The organism is Bradyrhizobium sp. USDA 4473, assembly GCF_054063335.1.
Genome location: NZ_JBSSGE010000001.1, coordinates 4,816,440 through 4,830,793, shown reverse-complemented (window position 1 = coordinate 4,830,793; position 14,354 = coordinate 4,816,440). Strand labels below are relative to the sequence as shown.

Genomic DNA, 14,354 nt, shown 5'->3' with positions numbered 1-14,354 from the left:
CGGAACTGCTGACATGACTCAGTCATTCACCCCGCGTCCCCTCGTTATCGCTCCGTCGATCCTGGCGTCGGATTTCTCAAAGCTCGGCGAGGAGGTCCGCGCCGTCGACCAGGCCGGCGCCGACTGGATCCATCTCGACGTGATGGACGGACATTTTGTCCCCAACATCTCTTATGGCCCCGACGTCATCAAGGCGATGCGGCCGCACACCAAGAAGATCTTCGATGCCCATCTGATGATCTCGCCCTGCGATCCCTATCTGGAGGCGTTCGCCAAGGCGGGCTGCGACCACATCACCGTGCATGCCGAAGCCGGCCCGCATTTGCATCGCTCGCTGCAGGCGATCCGCGCGCTCGGCAAGAAGGCCGGCGTCTCGCTCAATCCGGCAACGCCGGCGAGCGCGATCGAATATGTGCTCGACCTGATCGACCTCGTGCTGGTCATGTCGGTCAATCCCGGCTTCGGCGGCCAGGCCTTCATCCGCTCGGCGATCGGCAAGGTCTCCGACGTCAGGGCGATGGTCGCGGGCCGTCCGATCGATATCGAGGTCGATGGCGGAGTTGCGCCCGACGTTGCCGGCCAGCTCGCCGCCGCCGGCGCCAATGCCTTTGTCGCCGGATCTGCCGTGTTCAAGGGCGGCACGGTCGAGGCCTACAAGACCAACATCGCGGCGATCCGCCATGCCGCGGCCGAGGCACGCGGCGAAGCGATCTAATGATCCGGCGCAGCTAAAAAACTGCGGGCGGCGTGGCCGCGGCATTCGCTGCCGGGTCCGCCGCCTCATCACCTGCATCCGTCGCCGGCGTCAGCCGCGACGGCCGCACCACGGTCACCGTGCACGGCGCTTCGGCGGCGACCTTGGCGGACACGCTGCCGAGCAGCGCGCGCCGCAGCGAATCCTGCCGCGCGCCGATGATGATGTGATCGACCAGGTTGACCGCGGCGAATTCCAGGATGGCGGCCGCGGGATCGATCGCCTCCAGCACATGCACGGTCAACCGGCCCTCCTCGAGCCTGAACGGCCGCGCCCAGTGCTGGAGCGCCACCAGGCGGTCGACATGCTTGTTCTGGCCCTGCTCGTCATGGCTGCGGTCGATCGCCAGCCGATTGAGCTTCAGCACGTTGATGCAGGCGAGCCGCGCCGACGGCGAGGTCGACAGCACCTGCTCGGCGGTGGTGCGGATGGTCTCGTTCAGCGCCTCGGCGTCATCGCCGATATCCAGCGCGACCGCGACGATCGGGCTCGAGGCGAGCTGCACCGCGACGTTGGACTTCGGCTGCGGCGGCGCCGCGCCGAGATTGAAGCGGCGGCGCCAAACGGTCATGAGCGGATCGCGCTTGATCCGCTGCGCCCGCGCCGTCAGCTTGACCTGCTCGGGATGGCCGAGATCGAAGGCGAGCTGCGCCGCGGTCGGATAGCGCGCGGCCGGATCGATTTCGAGACACCGCAGCACGATCTCCTGCAGCCACGGCGGATAGTCCGGCCTGAGCCCGCGCGGCGGAGTGGGATCGCGCCACAGCCGCCGGCGCATGCCGCGCAGGGTCTCGCTCTCGCCGAACGGGCGGACGCCGGTGGTGAAGAAATACAGCAGCACGCCGAGCGAAAACAGATCGCTGCGGGGATCGTCGCGCACGCCGAGCAGACGTTCCGGCGCCATGTAGGGCGCGGTGCCGTAAGGCAGGCGAAACTCCTCCTGCAACAAATCGGGCAGATGCTGGTGGTGCGACAGACCGTAATCGATCAGCACCGCCTCGCCGCGCTCGCGGAACATGACGCTGCTCGGCTTGATGTCGTGATGGATAACGTTCTGCCGGTGCAGGCTGGCGAGCGCGGTCGCCACCTTGCCGCCGATCGCCCTGACCTCCTCATGCGGCAGCGGCAGGTCGTCGAGCCGCTTGTAGAGCGTTTGTCCGCGGATGCGCTCCATCACCACATAGGCCTGGCGCTCGAAGTCGCCGGTGCCGAAACAGGCCGGCACGTGCGGACCCGACAGCCGCGGCAGGATCATCTGCTCCATCTCGAAGCTGACGATGGCGGCCGGGTCCTCGCCCTCCGAGGTCAGCGGCACCTTCATCAAAAGCGGCACATTGATGCCGGGATGTGTGACGGTCCACAAAGTCGCCATGCCGCCGCGGTGCACGCGCTCGCCGATGGTGAAGCCATCGAGCACGGCGCCCGGTTGCATCGTCAGCGCCACCACCGGCGTCACCTGCCGAGCGGCAGGCGGTCGGCCAGCCAGGGCGGCAGGCCGCCGGCCTTGATCCGCGCCGCGGCGGTCGCGACGTCGTAGGGCACCCGATGATAGGTGATCTCGCGGTTCGCGGTGTCGAACATCGCAAACGACGCCGCCGGATCGCCGTCGCGCGGCTGGCCGACCGAGCCGAGCACCGCAAGCCAGCGCCGCCCCGGCAGCAATTGCACCGCTATGCCCGAGGTCGGAACGAAGCTCGTCATCTTCGCGGTCGAGGACATCGAATAGAGGCCGGGGCGATGGATGTGGCCGCAGAAGGTGATCTGCTGCTCGGTCGCCATCATGCTGCGCGCGGCGTCCGCAGTGTCGCGGACATAGCGCCATTTGGTCGGATCGGAGGCCTCCGAATGCACGTAGAGCCGGTTGTCCTCCTGCCGCGATATCGGAAGCTCGGCCAGGAACTGCTTCTGCTCGCCGCTGAGCCGGCCGCGGGTCCAGTCGATGGCGGCCTGGGCATCGGCGTTCATGCCGTCGCTGGGAACGCCGATCGCATTGTCATGATTGCCGCGCACCGCGATCGCGCCGTTGGCGACCAGGTCCATCACGGTTTCGACGGCCCATTCGGGATCGGCGCCGTAGCCGACGATGTCTCCGAGGCAGATCAGCCGCTCGGCGCCGCGCGCCCGCGCAGCGTCGAGGCAGGCCGCAAAGGCCTGCCGGTTGGCATGAATATCGGCGAAGAGTGCAAGCCGCATCGTGGTCCGCGTGACTGATCCCTGCCGATATCAAGCACACGCCGCCCCCGGCTCGCAATCGGGCCGAAGGCATCGGCGAAAAGCCAGTCGGCGCGAGCGCGCGGAATCTTTCCGTCGCGACTCGGGGCTCACCCGTCTCCCCAACCCTCCCTCGCAAGGGGGCCGCAAGGGAGAGGGGTGCCGTTTGCTCTGCTGTGAGAGAATGCTAGTGCTTGCACACCTGCACGCCCCGCAGCAGCAGGGCGATCAAGGCGTCGATCCGCGACGGGCATTCCGGCTTGGCCCATTCCTCGGCATGTGCCGGATGATGATAGCGAACGGTGGCGTCGAACACGGCGCGCGCCGTCGCCTTGACGTTGTCGATCTCGAACACGCCCTGCGCGACGCCGTCGGACAGGATTTTCGCGATCAGATCGACCTGCTTGTCCTTGTAGGCTTCCACCACTTCGCGCGCACCCTGTGCCAGCGCCAGGTAGGTCGCGAACATCTCGGGATCGTCGCAGACCTTCTTCTGCTTGATGGTGAAGGCGGTGCGCAGCCATTGCTCCAGCCGCTCCGGCGCCGGGCCGTCGCCGGCCGCGATCTTGCACAGCGGCTCATTGGCACGGTCGAGCCAGCGTTTGGCGACTGCGTCGCGCAGCGAGGCCTTGCTGGGGAAATGGCGGTAGACGCTGCCGTGGCTGACATCCAGCGCACGGGCCACGTCGACAACGGTGGCCTTGGTCAACCCGTAGCGTCTCAAGACATCCTCAGTTGCCTCGAGGATCCGCTCGGGTGTCAAAACCACCGCCTCGTTCATGCGCTTACCGTCTGGTTATCGCTGTCCTGCCCGCGGGTGAACTTGGCAGCCTGGGCAGCCAAATGGCGGGCGACGCGAAGGTTGAGCCACTGTTGAATCTGGGCGGTCAATTGAAAGATTTCTATCGTCATGGAGGTAGTCCTTCGAGGTAATCAAATTGAAGTCCGGTTGTCCCGGCCAAAACGCCGGAAACAGCCGCTGGGCGCCCTCCTCCCTTTGGGCTGGAGATTATATACACCATCTCGCTGACAGATTTCAATATCTGTCAGACAAACTTTGCGAGATGACAGCTATGCGGCCCGGCCCACCGGGCCCTACGGCCGCCCGGCCTATGGCGCGCTACACCGTTCTCTGAGCAGCCGGGCGATCCGCCGGACCGTGCCTATGTCTCCTTCGGCCACCCGGGAGAGGCGTGCATGGATCGGCCAGAGACCTTCAAGGAAATCGCCAAGATCACCGCCGGCGCGGTGCTGTCGCTGGTCATTGTCGGCTGGCTGATGGTCCTCGCGATCGCCTTCATGACGGTGCTCTGAGGCCGCGTGACGGTCCCGGAACAGGGCCGCCGGAATCGAAAGGGGCCGCCTCACGCAGCGGCCCCTTTGCCGGGAAAAATGGCTTCGGGATAAAATCTAGCCCCGGTTAGCCCCAAGATACACCGTTCAGGCGATTGAGGAATTCCGGGTGACTACTGTCCATCCCGCTGACTGATTATTGGCGATCCCTATTTTTGTGCCATCCTGCCAGCGGTGCGGCTCCTACCGCTGCTCGTCCTTGGGCGGCATCCGGGGCGGCGGCAGCGGCGTGAAGACCGATCCCTGTGCACCGGCCGGCGGGGCGACGAACGTCCCCGTGGTGGAATCGCCGCCGGTGGTCTCCACGATCGTCTTCGGGGTGATGTACTCCCGGACGAAGTCCGTGAGGGTCCCGTCGCCGCCGCCGAAATCCGCCGCCCGCCCGCCCTGCGGATGGCCGGCCTTGATCTCGTTGTCGGCGGTGTGGGTCTGCTCCGCCAGCGCGTCGCTGTAGGGAATGCGGAAGGCGCGCGGGACGGCGCTCGGCCGGTTGTCTTCGTCGAGCTCCTCAACCCAGAGATAGATCGAGCCCGGATCTCCCTCCAGCGTGTGCGGCTCCACGATCCGCGTCGACAGCAGCTTGAAGTTGGCCGGCAGCTTTTCCGCGGAGGCCCAGCCGAGCAGGCCGCGCATCCCGCCGAAGCTGACGAAATAGAACGCGCTGGTCACGACGATCACGACGGCCTTCAGCGACCAGTGCAGCCGCGCATAGACCAGCACGATCAGGAGCAACGCACCGATCACCGCGTAAGCCACCGCGATGGTGAGGATCACTGACTGCAAGCTAATCATTGCGGAGCACCCTGACGCCGGATTTCGGAACGCCGGTGTTCGGATCGAGGTCGGCGCCGTTGCGCCAGCTGCTGCGGAAGGTCTCGAGCAGCGATTTCGGCCTCCGGTCGACGTTGATCACCTTGCCCTCGGCGTCGAGACGAAACCTGACCGCAGTCTTCTCGTCGCCGGTGTGATCGACCGTCAGCTTGTCGTCGAAGATCACCTGCGCGGTCGGATTGAGCTTCTGCACCTTGATGTTGGCCTGCACCGGCTCGCCGGTGGTGGCCTGGAAATGCGAGACGTTGACGGTGTATTCGCCGGCGACGATGCCGCGCAAGGTGACGATCTCCTCGCGGATCGGGGAAGCGATCTTCTTGCCGTTGACCACGATGAAGTCGTTGGCGCCGCCGCGATCGTCGCGGTCGAGCGTCAGAAAGCCGGCTTCGCGATGCCGGTACCAGGCGATGTTGCCGGCCGGATCCTGCACGAACAGGTCGAGATCGTCGGGATGGTTGTCGGGCCAGTCCATCGTGATGATGAACTCCGCCTTGGATTCGATCTTGCCCTCCTTGGAGTCCGGCGACACCGCAAGCAGCGCCAGGAAGAACAGGAAGGCGATCACCTGCAGCGCCTTGAACAGCATGACACCAAGGGGGTCGAAAGATTCCTCACGCGGATAGAGCCCGAACTCGTCCATCATGGCGTGGTACCAAGGCGGCGTTCGAGAGCCGGCGTGACATGCGTCTCGGTCAGCACGACGGCATCGGAAAACACCCGCTGGGTCGCGGAATCCAGCATGTAGTACTGGATCCGGACCAGGATCGATCCGATCAGCCCGGCCAGCGTGGTGTACATCGCGACCGCCATGCCGTCGCTCATCAGGCCCATCGACGATTTCATCGCGACCTTGTCGGCGGCATCGAGCGAAGCGATCGGCGCCAGCATGATGATGAAGCCGATGATGGTGCCGAGCAGGCCGAGCTTCATCAGCGTGTCGGAGACGAAGGCGCCAAAACCGTTGGAGCCGCGCAGGCGGTCGGCCAGCGTGCGCAGCAGCAGGGTCTGGTCGATCCGGCCTTTGGCCTGCGCATCGGCCTTCTGCACCAGGCTCTTGATGTGATCGGTGACGAGCCCGCGCGGCAGGCCGCGCGCATCCGATGCCAACGCCTTGGCGCCGTCAGGCGCAGCGAGGATCGCGCGGCAGGACCGCGCCACCTCACCTTCCCGCGCGATCGCCCGCGTCCGCCAGAAGCAATGGATGCAGGTGACGATGTAGAGCACCGCGATGACGCTGGAAATGTAGGTGCGGTCGGAACTGACCATGAGACGGATCAGCCCGTAGCGCCATAGCAGGAAGGCGGCGAAGATCGAGAGACCGGTGAAGATCATCCAGAGCAGCAGGACGCTGCGCTCCGCCGTATCCGTGCCGGCCGATGCGGCCGCAGCTTCGACCTTGGCGTCCATGCTGCGTGAGCTCCCTGTGCCGACTGTTCCATGAGGCTCCGCGCGGGCCTCATCCGCCGTTAGAGCAGAGCCGGCCGGCGCCGTCCAAAGACATCTGCCCAGATTTGGTCGGGCAAATTTCCCGACCTGCATAGCTTGGCATGCTTGCGATTGGCGGGGAATACCGCTGCTGCTAGCATCTCGCTCTCGTTTGCTGGCCGTGGAGTGATCGCATGCGCCTCGTGCTTGAACTGGTCGCCCGCCTGCTCGTCATCGTCGCACTGTGCCTTGGCGCAGCGACCGTCTGGGCCACGATCGACGCCTATCGCAGCGTCGATCGCGCCACCGAGGCGTCCGCCGAGCGGGTCTCACAATCGCTCGAGGCGCTGTACTGGCGCGAATTGCTGCTGCGCAGCAACCGGATGCGCGAGCAATTGCTGCCGGCGCCGGACTGGCGCACCATCGAAACCATGGGCCTGATCGCGCCCGGGATCTGCGTGCAGTTCGAACCGGCCGGTGCATTCGAGAAGCCGCTGTGCGGCCAGAGCAAGGGGATCGGCAAGGCGCCGCCGCGCTGGTTCGCCGATCTTGTCCAGATGGTGCTCGGCGATCACGCCACCGTCGAGCGACCGATCAGCGCCCGCGCCGCGACCGCAGGAACCGTCCGCGCCATCGCCGATCCGGCCGCTGCGATCGCGCTCGCCTGGCAGCACATCCTGGACAACATCCATGTCGCGCTGCTGATGGCGCTCGCCATCGCGCTGCTCGCCTCGCTGGCGATCGCGCACACGCTGGCGCCTGCCCGCTCGATCGTGTCCGCGCTGCGGCGCATGGCCGACGGCGAGTACCGGACCCCGCTGCCGCGCGTCCGCTCGATGGAGCTCGCGATGATCGGACGCGCCGTCGGCGATCTCGGCGACCGCCTCGCGCAGGCCGAGAAGGAGCGCACGGTGCTGACCCGGCGGTTGCTCGAAATTCGCAGCGACGAACGCCGCACGCTGGCGCGCGAGCTGCACGACGAGTTCGGTCAGAACCTCACTGCGATCCTCGCCTTCGCCAACACGATCGAGGCGAGCTCCGGCGACAAATACGCCGCCGGCACCGAGATTGCGCAGGACGCGCGGATGATCTCGCAGGCAACGCGCCGCATCATGGCCTGCCTGCGCGACACGCTGGACCGCTTGCGTCACCCGCCGGCCGAGGAGCTCGGGCTGGAGGCCAGCCTGGTCGATCTGGTCGACAGCTGGCGGTCGCGCACGGCGCAGCCGATGATCCAGCTCGATCTGCAAGGCGATCTTGCCGACATCAGCGGCACGGTCGCCGCCACAGCCTATCGCGTCGCGCAGGAGTGCCTGACCAACGCGCTGCGCCACAGCTCAGCGCGCGAGATCGTGCTGCGGATCGAGCGGCGGACCGGAACCGAGAATGCACTGCTGGTGCGGGTCGAGGACGACGGCGGCGGCGATGCCGCCAAGGTGGCGCAATCGGCGGGCTTCGGCCTCACCGGCGTCAGCGAGCGCGTCGCCGCGCTCGGCGGCTCATTGTCGATCGCGCGCGCCAGCCGCGGCGTCAGCGTCGCCGCCACGATCCCGCTCGCGGCCTGAGACGACGACCGTGACGGCTCGAAGCATCTCGATCCTGCTGGTGGACGATCATCCCGTCGTCCGCCAGGGCTATCGCCGCGTGCTCGAACATCAGGACGATTTCCGCGTCGTCGCCGAGGCCGACAACGCCGCCAATGCCTATCGCGCCTTCAAATCGCACCAGCCTGACGTGGTCGTGATGGACATCTCGATGCCGGGCGCGAGCGGGCTGGAGGCGATCCGCAACATCCGCGCGCGCGACGCCGATGCCCGCATCCTCGTCTTCAGCATGCACAGCGAGGCGGCCCAGGTGAAGGCGGCGTTCGGCGCCGGAGCCAGCGGCTTCGTCACCAAGGGCAGCGAGCCGGCCGAATTGATCGCAGCGATCCGCTCGGTGGCGCGCGGCGAGCACGCGATGAGCGACGACGTCGCGCGGGTGCTCGCGCTCGAGAGCCTGGTGCCGACCGAATCGGCGCTCGACCAGCTCGGCGAGCGCGAGATCGAGATCCTCCGGCAGTTCGCGGCAGGCCACACCAAGGAGCAGATCGCCGCCAATCTCAACCTCAGCACCAAGACCGTGCAGAACTACCATTATCTGATCAAGGCCAAGACCGGCCTACGGACCGACGCCCAACTGGTCCGCCTCGCGGTCGAATGCGGGCTGGCGAATTTGTAGGCCGGTCCTGTAGCCCGGATGAAGCGCAGTGCAATCCGGGGACCGCGCATGAGGAACGATCCCGGATTGCGCTGCGCTCCATCCGGGCTACGGACCTCCGATAGCGACCCCGCCATTGCCCCGCGACAAGTTCGCGGGTTACGCTACGCTGACCCGCCCTGCGCAATCACAAGAAACGGACGCTCCCCATGCCCATCGTCAATCGCGTTGCCGCTCTCTCGGATGAAATGGCCGCCTGGCGCCATGACTTCCACGAGAATCCCGAACTGCTCTATGAGGTGCACCGCACCGCCGGCATCGTCGCCGACAGGCTGCGCGAGTTCGGCTGCGACGAGGTGGTGACCGGAATTGGGCGCACCGGCGTGGTCGGCGTGATCCGGGGGCGCAAGTCGACGTCAGGCAAGACCATCGGGCTGCGCGCCGACATGGACGCGCTGCCGATCGTGGAAGCCTCGGGTGTCGCCTACGCCTCGAAGGTCCCCGGCAAGATGCACGCCTGCGGCCATGATGGCCACACCGCGATGCTGCTGGGCGCTGCGAAATATCTCACCGAGACGCGCAATTTCGACGGCACCGCGGTCGTGATCTTCCAGCCCGCCGAGGAAGGCGGCGCCGGCGGCAAGGCGATGGTCGACGACGGGCTGATGACGCGCTGGGGCATCCAGGAGGTGTACGGCCTGCACAACATGCCCGGCCTGCCCGAGGGCTATTTCGCGACCACGCCGGGCCCGATGCTGGCCTCATCGGACACGCTGAAGATCACCGTGCACGGCAAGGGCGGCCACGCCGGCGCTGCGCCGCACGAGGCGATCGACAGCGTGCTGATCGGCGCCCAGATCATCAATGCGCTGCAATCGATCGTGTCGCGCAATCTCGATCCGCTGAAATCGGCGGTGATCTCGATCACCATGTTCGAGGCCGGCAGCGCGTTCAACGTGATCCCGGAGACCGTGACGCTGGGCGGCACCGTGCGCACGCTGGATCCCGGTGTGCGCGATATGGTCGAGCGCCGGATCGGCGAGGTCGCCTCCAGCATCGCCAAGGCCTATGGCGGATCGGCCGAGACAGACTACGGGCGGATGTATCCGGTGACGCTGAACCATGCCCGCGAGGCCGGCATCGCAGCCGAGATCGCCCGCGATGTGGTCGGCGCCGACCGCGTCAACGACAATCTGGTGCCTGTCATGGGTGCCGAGGATTTTGCGTTCATGCTGGAGGCGCGCCCCGGCGCGTTCGTGTTCCTCGGCATGGGCGACGGCCCGATGTGCCACCACCCCGCCTACAAGTTCAACGACAACATCCTCGGCCATGGCGCGTCCTACTGGGTGCGGCTGGTCGAGAAGCAGATGCCGGCGGGCTAAGCCGCGCGGTCGGCGGGGTTCGCCCCCACCATCCGCCCCGCGACGCGGTCGCGCCTCACGAAGTGATGGTAGGCGACCGCGGCGAGGTGCAGCACGATCAGCGCCAGCAAGACATAGGCGAAGAAGATGTGACGCCCCTCATAGGCATCCGCCGCCGCCTTGTCGGGCGAGGTGATCTGGGGCACGTGGAACAGGCCGAAGAAGCTCGAATAGTCCTGGGCGCGGGAGCCGGAATGGGCCCAGCCCAGCATCGCTACCAGGATGGTGACGGCATAAAGCGCGCCGTGGCTGACGCGGGCGGCGATCCGCTGCCAGGAGGGCATCTCGGCCGGCAGCGCCGGCGTCGGATTGACGCCGCGCCAGATGAGCCGCAGCACCGTCAGCAGCAGCACCAGATAGCCGATATCGGCGTGGATCGACCGGTAGAAGAACTTGTCCGCCCGCGCCGGGATGTGGTTCATCCACCAGCCATAGCCCAGCATGCCGATGATGGTGATGCCCAGCACCCAGTGGAAGGCGCGGGCGAGCGAGCCCCAACTCGCGGCGGTATTGCGGATCATGGTGGATTTGGCCCTGTTTGGATTTCGCATGTCGCAGCAATAGTTTGCCGTGATACTTGCAGGTATTGGCCAAGGCCATATGAAATTCCCGGCCTCACCGCCTTTTGTCGGCCGCAAAGCCCGGGCAGGCAAAAACAACTGAATGGTAACCCTGCTTCGGATAGACTTTCCGCGTGTCCACTCCCCCGACCATCCTCGTGTTCGATTCCGGCCTCGGCGGCCTCACCGTGCTGCGCGAGGTTGTCCGCGCCCGGCCTGACGCGCATTATGTCTATGTCGCCGACGATGCCTTCTTCCCCTATGGCCACCACGGCGAGGACGAGATCATCGCCCGCGTGGTGCCGCTGGTCGGCGAGCTGATCGCAGCCCACGCGCCCGACCTCGTCGTGATCGCCTGCAACACGGCATCCACCCTGGTGATGTCGCATTTGCGCGACGCTTACCGCCTGCCCTTCGTCGGCACCGTGCCGGCGATCAAGCCGGCCTGCGCCTCCTCGAAGACACGGCGCGTCTCGGTGCTCGGCACCAGGGGCACCGTGAAGCGGGAATATACCCGCAAGCTGATCTCGGATTTCGCTCAGGGCTGCGAGGTGACGCTGGTCGGCTCCGGCGAGCTCGCCTCGCTGGCGGAAGCAGCCCTCAGCGGCACGAGCGTGCGCGACGAGGATATCGCGGCCGAGCTCGCACCCTGCTTCGTCGGCGACGGCCCGAATGATCCCGCGCGCACCGACACCGTCGTGCTGGCCTGCACGCATTATCCGCTGCTGCTGGAACGGCTGTCGCGGCTCGCGCCGTGGCCGGTCGACTGGATCGATCCGGCGCCGGCGATCGCCCGTCGCGTCGCCGATCTGCTCGGGCCGGCCGGCACGGAGAGCGATGAAGCCGGCGCCGAGATGATCTTCACCTCGAAACGTCCGCACGCGCTGACTGCGGCGCTGACGCCGTTCTTCGGGGGCCGCGTCCCAGCCTGATGCTTTTCGCGGTCACAACGCGCTGCTAGCCTCTGCTCTCCTTCGAAGGAGACCGCACGTGACCACAGCCCCGCTGACGCCGCTCAATCGATTGCGAAAACAGTGGCGCGACAAGCGCCCGACCTTCGGCGCGATCGCGACCATTCCGAGCATCCAGACCGTGCAGATCATGGCGCAGTCGCTGGACTGGATTATCGTCGATCTCGAGCACGGCCCGATCGACCTCGGCACCGCGCATGCGATGATCGTCGCCACGTCGGGCACGCCCTGCGTGCCGATGGCGCGGATATCAGCCAATGAGCCGCACCTCGCGAAGGCGCCGATGGATCTCGGCGCGCTCGGCATCAACTTCCCGATGATCCTCGACCGCGGTGATGCCGAGAAGGCCGTGCGCAGCGTGCGCTACCCGCCGAACGGCGACCGGCTCTGGGGCCCGTTTCATGCGCCGTTCCGCTGGGGTGTCTCGATGAACGACTATATGGCGACCGCCGACGACGACATGATCTGCATGATCACGATCGAGCATGTCGATGCCGTGAACCGCATCGACGAGATCATGGCAACGCCCGGCATCGACCTCGCGGTGATCGGTCCCGGCGATCTCGCCACTTCGATCAACAAGCGCGGCCTGCCCGATATCCCGAGGTGGTCGCCTTGATGCAGCGCGCCGAGCAAGGCATCATGAAGAGCGGCGTGCCGATCGGCGGCGTCGCGCGCACCGCAGACCAGGCCAATGCGATGATCGACCGCGGCTACCTCGCGCTTGCGCTCGGCTTCGACTGGTCGCTGTTCCAGCGCGGCATCACAGCCGCCTTCGCGGGGATCAGGCGGTAGGCGCCGATCGTCGCCGGCGCGCTCCGCCGTTCAATTGCGAACAGGTTCCGGTCAGGTTCGTGAACGTTCGGCATCGCGCCCGCGACAGACCAAACGGCCCGCGCTGCAATTGCCTAAACAGCTTGTAAGCTCCGTGTAAGCGCTGCCGCGCATAATTCCACAATGCCTGCGCGATTTGATGAACGGACTAATCCCAATGTCGGAAGCCCACATCACACATCATGTGCTTTTCGCCGCGATTCCGCGCTGCTAGACTTCCGCCGGTTGGGGAGGAAATGCATGTTCAGGAAATTGCTGCTTGGTCTCACCGTGATTGCCTTTGCCGGTGCCGGCGCTGCTGTGGCGCAACAAAGCGGCATCAAGCGAACCCCGCTGCAGAAGGTCGATTTTCCGGCGGGCTACAACACGGTCACGGCGATTGCCGAGGTTCCGACCGGGGGTGCGTCGGGGCGCCACAGCCATCCCGGCGTCGAAACCGGCTATGTGCTCGAAGGCGAGCTCGAGCTTCTGATCGACGGCAAGCCGCCTTTGAAGCTAAAGGCTGGCGATTCCTACCAAATCCCGGAAGGTGCGGTGCACGACGCCAAGACGTCCGGCGACAAGTCGCTCAAGGTGCTTGGGGTCTACGTGGTCAAGGCCGGAGAGCCCCTGGCAAAACCAGCGCCTTGAGCCGAACCAAATGGACCTCCGATCAGTTTGGTTCATGTTAGTTTCAGGTGCGGCGAGCAACAATTTCAGTTCGCCGGGCCTTTGATTTTCTGCCTGTTTGCAGGGATATGAACCGAACGGATGCGCGGTAAATTTCGTCAGATCTCATTGCCGCGCCGCCTCGTCGCCGACCTCATGCACGCGTCGGCCGGCGTGCCGTTCGTCTCCCTCACCCGCACACTGAACGTCCGTGCCGTCGTCGAGGCGCGCGCACGCATGGCGCAGGCACCCGGCTGGGCCGCCATCTTCGTCAAGGCCTTCGCGCTGGTTGCCAAGACCGAGCCGATGCTCCGCACGCTGCATGTCAAATGGCCGTGGCCTTGCCTGTACGAGCTGCCGTGCAGCGTCGGCATGGTGGCGATTGCGCGGGTTGAGAAGGGTGAGGAATGCGTGCTGTTCGAGCGCGTGCGCGGCGCCGACGCGATGGCGCTCACCGATGTCGACGCGCTGATCCGGCGCGCCAAGACCGCACCGCTGCACGAAATCCCCTCGTTCCGCAAGACGCTCTGTGTGACGCGCCTGCCGCTTCCGCTGCGCCGCCTGGCCTGGGCGATCGGAATGAATTTCGGCCGGCAGCGCGCCAATTTCTGCGGCAGCTTTGGCGTGACCTCGGTCGCAGCCTATGGTCCCGGCGAACTGCACGCGCTGAGCCCGGGCCCCTTCCTGCTGAGCTATGGCGTGATCAAGCCGGATCACACGGTCGACGTGGTGCTGCGCTGGGACCATCTGGTCTGTGATGCCGCCCTGATCGCCCAGACCATGACCCGGCTCGAGCAGGTGCTGGGCGGCGAAATCGCCGCGGAATTGGCCGCGATCGGGCCGCAGGCCGATGCCAGGCCGGTCCGGACGGCCGGAAACCGCCTGTAAGGCGGCAAAACAGGCCGATTTTGGCGCCGATTCGACCCGAAATGCCCCGCGTTTTGTTTGACAGGACCGGACTTTCTCCTTAAGACCACCCTTGCTCGCGGGCCGGTTTCGGCCCGCGAAGCGTTTCGCGACCCGTGGTTCTCCCCGAGCTTTCGAGGCGGACCTGTCGGTACGGGCCTTTGGGCCGGTACACAGGAGGGCGCGTCTCCTCAAACCCTGGACTGACAAAACGCCGGGCGCTGGATGGCGACGGCTATAC

Annotated in this window: 15 protein-coding genes and 1 pseudogene; 8 read left to right on the top strand and 8 right to left on the bottom strand. The window is 66.2% G+C overall.

The features are described from left to right. Window positions 1–13 precede the first annotated feature (13 nt). Window positions 14–715: a ribulose-phosphate 3-epimerase gene (gene rpe, locus ACVW17_RS22500; protein ID WP_456753953.1), complete on the top strand. Its 702-nt coding sequence runs from the start codon at window positions 14–16 to the stop codon at window positions 713–715. Between the two features lie 13 nt (window positions 716–728). On the opposite strand, the gene ACVW17_RS22495 is transcribed toward rpe, so the two are convergent. From ACVW17_RS22495 to ACVW17_RS22465, 7 genes are all read right to left on the bottom strand, one after another. Continuing rightward, window positions 729–2,186, bottom strand: a complete 1,458-nt coding sequence (locus tag ACVW17_RS22495; RefSeq protein ID WP_456756502.1) for a serine/threonine protein kinase — start codon at window positions 2,184–2,186, stop codon at window positions 729–731. A 20-nt stretch (window positions 2,187–2,206) separates the two neighbouring features. Then, window positions 2,207–2,947, bottom strand: coding sequence for a metallophosphoesterase family protein (locus ACVW17_RS22490; protein WP_456753952.1), 741 nt, complete (start codon window positions 2,945–2,947; stop codon window positions 2,207–2,209). 205 nt (window positions 2,948–3,152) lie between these two features. Beyond that, on the bottom strand, window positions 3,153–3,746 hold the full coding sequence (locus ACVW17_RS22485; protein WP_456753951.1) for a TetR family transcriptional regulator: 594 nt from the start codon (window positions 3,744–3,746) through the stop codon (window positions 3,153–3,155). Next, the gene (locus tag ACVW17_RS22480; RefSeq protein ID WP_456753950.1) at window positions 3,743–3,877 is read right to left on the bottom strand and encodes a hypothetical protein; all 135 of its coding nucleotides are present in this window, start codon (window positions 3,875–3,877) and stop codon (window positions 3,743–3,745) included. Before ACVW17_RS22480 ends, ACVW17_RS22485 begins: the two co-directional genes overlap by 4 nt. A gap of 624 nt (window positions 3,878–4,501) precedes the next feature. Then, window positions 4,502–5,110 carry a hypothetical protein gene (locus ACVW17_RS22475; protein ID WP_456753949.1) on the bottom strand — a complete coding sequence of 203 codons (609 nt, stop codon included), beginning with the start codon at window positions 5,108–5,110 and terminating at the stop codon, window positions 4,502–4,504. Further along, window positions 5,103–5,792, bottom strand: coding sequence for a hypothetical protein (locus ACVW17_RS22470; RefSeq protein ID WP_456753948.1), 690 nt, complete (start codon window positions 5,790–5,792; stop codon window positions 5,103–5,105). The genes ACVW17_RS22475 and ACVW17_RS22470 overlap by 8 nt, the downstream gene beginning before the upstream one ends. Next, window positions 5,789–6,556, bottom strand: a complete 768-nt coding sequence (locus ACVW17_RS22465) for a MotA/TolQ/ExbB proton channel family protein (RefSeq protein ID WP_456753947.1) — start codon at window positions 6,554–6,556, stop codon at window positions 5,789–5,791. Before ACVW17_RS22465 ends, ACVW17_RS22470 begins: the two co-directional genes overlap by 4 nt. Before the next feature lie 212 nt (window positions 6,557–6,768). Here ACVW17_RS22465 and ACVW17_RS22460 point away from each other — a divergent pair, with 212 nt between their 5' ends. From ACVW17_RS22460 to ACVW17_RS22450, 3 genes are all read left to right on the top strand, one after another. Continuing rightward, on the top strand, window positions 6,769–8,139 hold the full coding sequence (locus tag ACVW17_RS22460) for a histidine kinase (RefSeq protein ID WP_456753946.1): 1,371 nt from the start codon (window positions 6,769–6,771) through the stop codon (window positions 8,137–8,139). A gap of 10 nt (window positions 8,140–8,149) precedes the next feature. Continuing rightward, a complete protein-coding gene (locus tag ACVW17_RS22455; RefSeq protein ID WP_456753945.1) occupies window positions 8,150–8,794 on the top strand; it encodes a response regulator in 645 nt (214 codons plus the stop codon). Window positions 8,795–8,982: 188 nt separating this feature from the next. After that, on the top strand, window positions 8,983–10,155 hold the full coding sequence (locus tag ACVW17_RS22450; RefSeq protein ID WP_456753944.1) for a M20 aminoacylase family protein: 1,173 nt from the start codon (window positions 8,983–8,985) through the stop codon (window positions 10,153–10,155). On the opposite strand, the gene ACVW17_RS22445 is transcribed toward ACVW17_RS22450, so the two are convergent. Beyond that, window positions 10,152–10,715, bottom strand: coding sequence for a cytochrome b (locus ACVW17_RS22445; protein ID WP_456753943.1), 564 nt, complete (start codon window positions 10,713–10,715; stop codon window positions 10,152–10,154). The two genes, ACVW17_RS22450 and ACVW17_RS22445, sit on opposite strands and share 4 nt — an antisense overlap. 173 nt (window positions 10,716–10,888) lie before the next feature. Here ACVW17_RS22445 and murI point away from each other — a divergent pair, with 173 nt between their 5' ends. The 4 genes and pseudogenes from murI to ACVW17_RS22425 all read left to right on the top strand — a co-directional run bounded on the left by murI (window position 10,889) and on the right by ACVW17_RS22425 (window position 14,095). Further along, window positions 10,889–11,686: a glutamate racemase gene (gene murI, locus ACVW17_RS22440; RefSeq protein WP_456753942.1), complete on the top strand. Its 798-nt coding sequence runs from the start codon at window positions 10,889–10,891 to the stop codon at window positions 11,684–11,686. A 58-nt stretch (window positions 11,687–11,744) separates the two neighbouring features. Then, window positions 11,745–12,520 (top strand): annotated as a pseudogene (locus tag ACVW17_RS22435) (HpcH/HpaI aldolase family protein). A 279-nt stretch (window positions 12,521–12,799) separates the two neighbouring features. Next, window positions 12,800–13,189, top strand: coding sequence for a cupin domain-containing protein (locus tag ACVW17_RS22430; RefSeq protein WP_456753940.1), 390 nt, complete (start codon window positions 12,800–12,802; stop codon window positions 13,187–13,189). Between the two features lie 120 nt (window positions 13,190–13,309). Next, window positions 13,310–14,095, top strand: coding sequence for an acyltransferase (locus tag ACVW17_RS22425; protein WP_456753939.1), 786 nt, complete (start codon window positions 13,310–13,312; stop codon window positions 14,093–14,095). Window positions 14,096–14,354: the final 259 nt, after the last annotated feature.

Bases quoted from the DNA above. Each gene is read 5' to 3' on its own strand.
- rpe (WP_456753953.1), top strand. From the start codon at position 14: ATGACTCAGTCATTCACCCCGCGTCCCCTCGTTATCGCTCCGTCGATC.
- ACVW17_RS22495 (WP_456756502.1), bottom strand. From the start codon at position 2,186: ATGCAACCGGGCGCCGTGCTCGATGGCTTCACCATCGGCGAGCGCGTG.
- ACVW17_RS22490 (WP_456753952.1), bottom strand. From the start codon at position 2,947: ATGCGGCTTGCACTCTTCGCCGATATTCATGCCAACCGGCAGGCCTTT.
- ACVW17_RS22485 (WP_456753951.1), bottom strand. From the start codon at position 3,746: ATGAACGAGGCGGTGGTTTTGACACCCGAGCGGATCCTCGAGGCAACT.
- ACVW17_RS22480 (WP_456753950.1), bottom strand. From the start codon at position 3,877: ATGACGATAGAAATCTTTCAATTGACCGCCCAGATTCAACAGTGGCTC.
- ACVW17_RS22475 (WP_456753949.1), bottom strand. From the start codon at position 5,110: ATGATTAGCTTGCAGTCAGTGATCCTCACCATCGCGGTGGCTTACGCG.
- ACVW17_RS22470 (WP_456753948.1), bottom strand. From the start codon at position 5,792: ATGATGGACGAGTTCGGGCTCTATCCGCGTGAGGAATCTTTCGACCCC.
- ACVW17_RS22465 (WP_456753947.1), bottom strand. From the start codon at position 6,556: ATGGACGCCAAGGTCGAAGCTGCGGCCGCATCGGCCGGCACGGATACG.
- ACVW17_RS22460 (WP_456753946.1), top strand. From the start codon at position 6,769: ATGCGCCTCGTGCTTGAACTGGTCGCCCGCCTGCTCGTCATCGTCGCA.
- ACVW17_RS22450 (WP_456753944.1), top strand. From the start codon at position 8,983: ATGCCCATCGTCAATCGCGTTGCCGCTCTCTCGGATGAAATGGCCGCC.
- ACVW17_RS22445 (WP_456753943.1), bottom strand. From the start codon at position 10,715: ATGATCCGCAATACCGCCGCGAGTTGGGGCTCGCTCGCCCGCGCCTTC.
- ACVW17_RS22430 (WP_456753940.1), top strand. From the start codon at position 12,800: ATGTTCAGGAAATTGCTGCTTGGTCTCACCGTGATTGCCTTTGCCGGT.
- ACVW17_RS22425 (WP_456753939.1), top strand. From the start codon at position 13,310: ATGCGCGGTAAATTTCGTCAGATCTCATTGCCGCGCCGCCTCGTCGCC.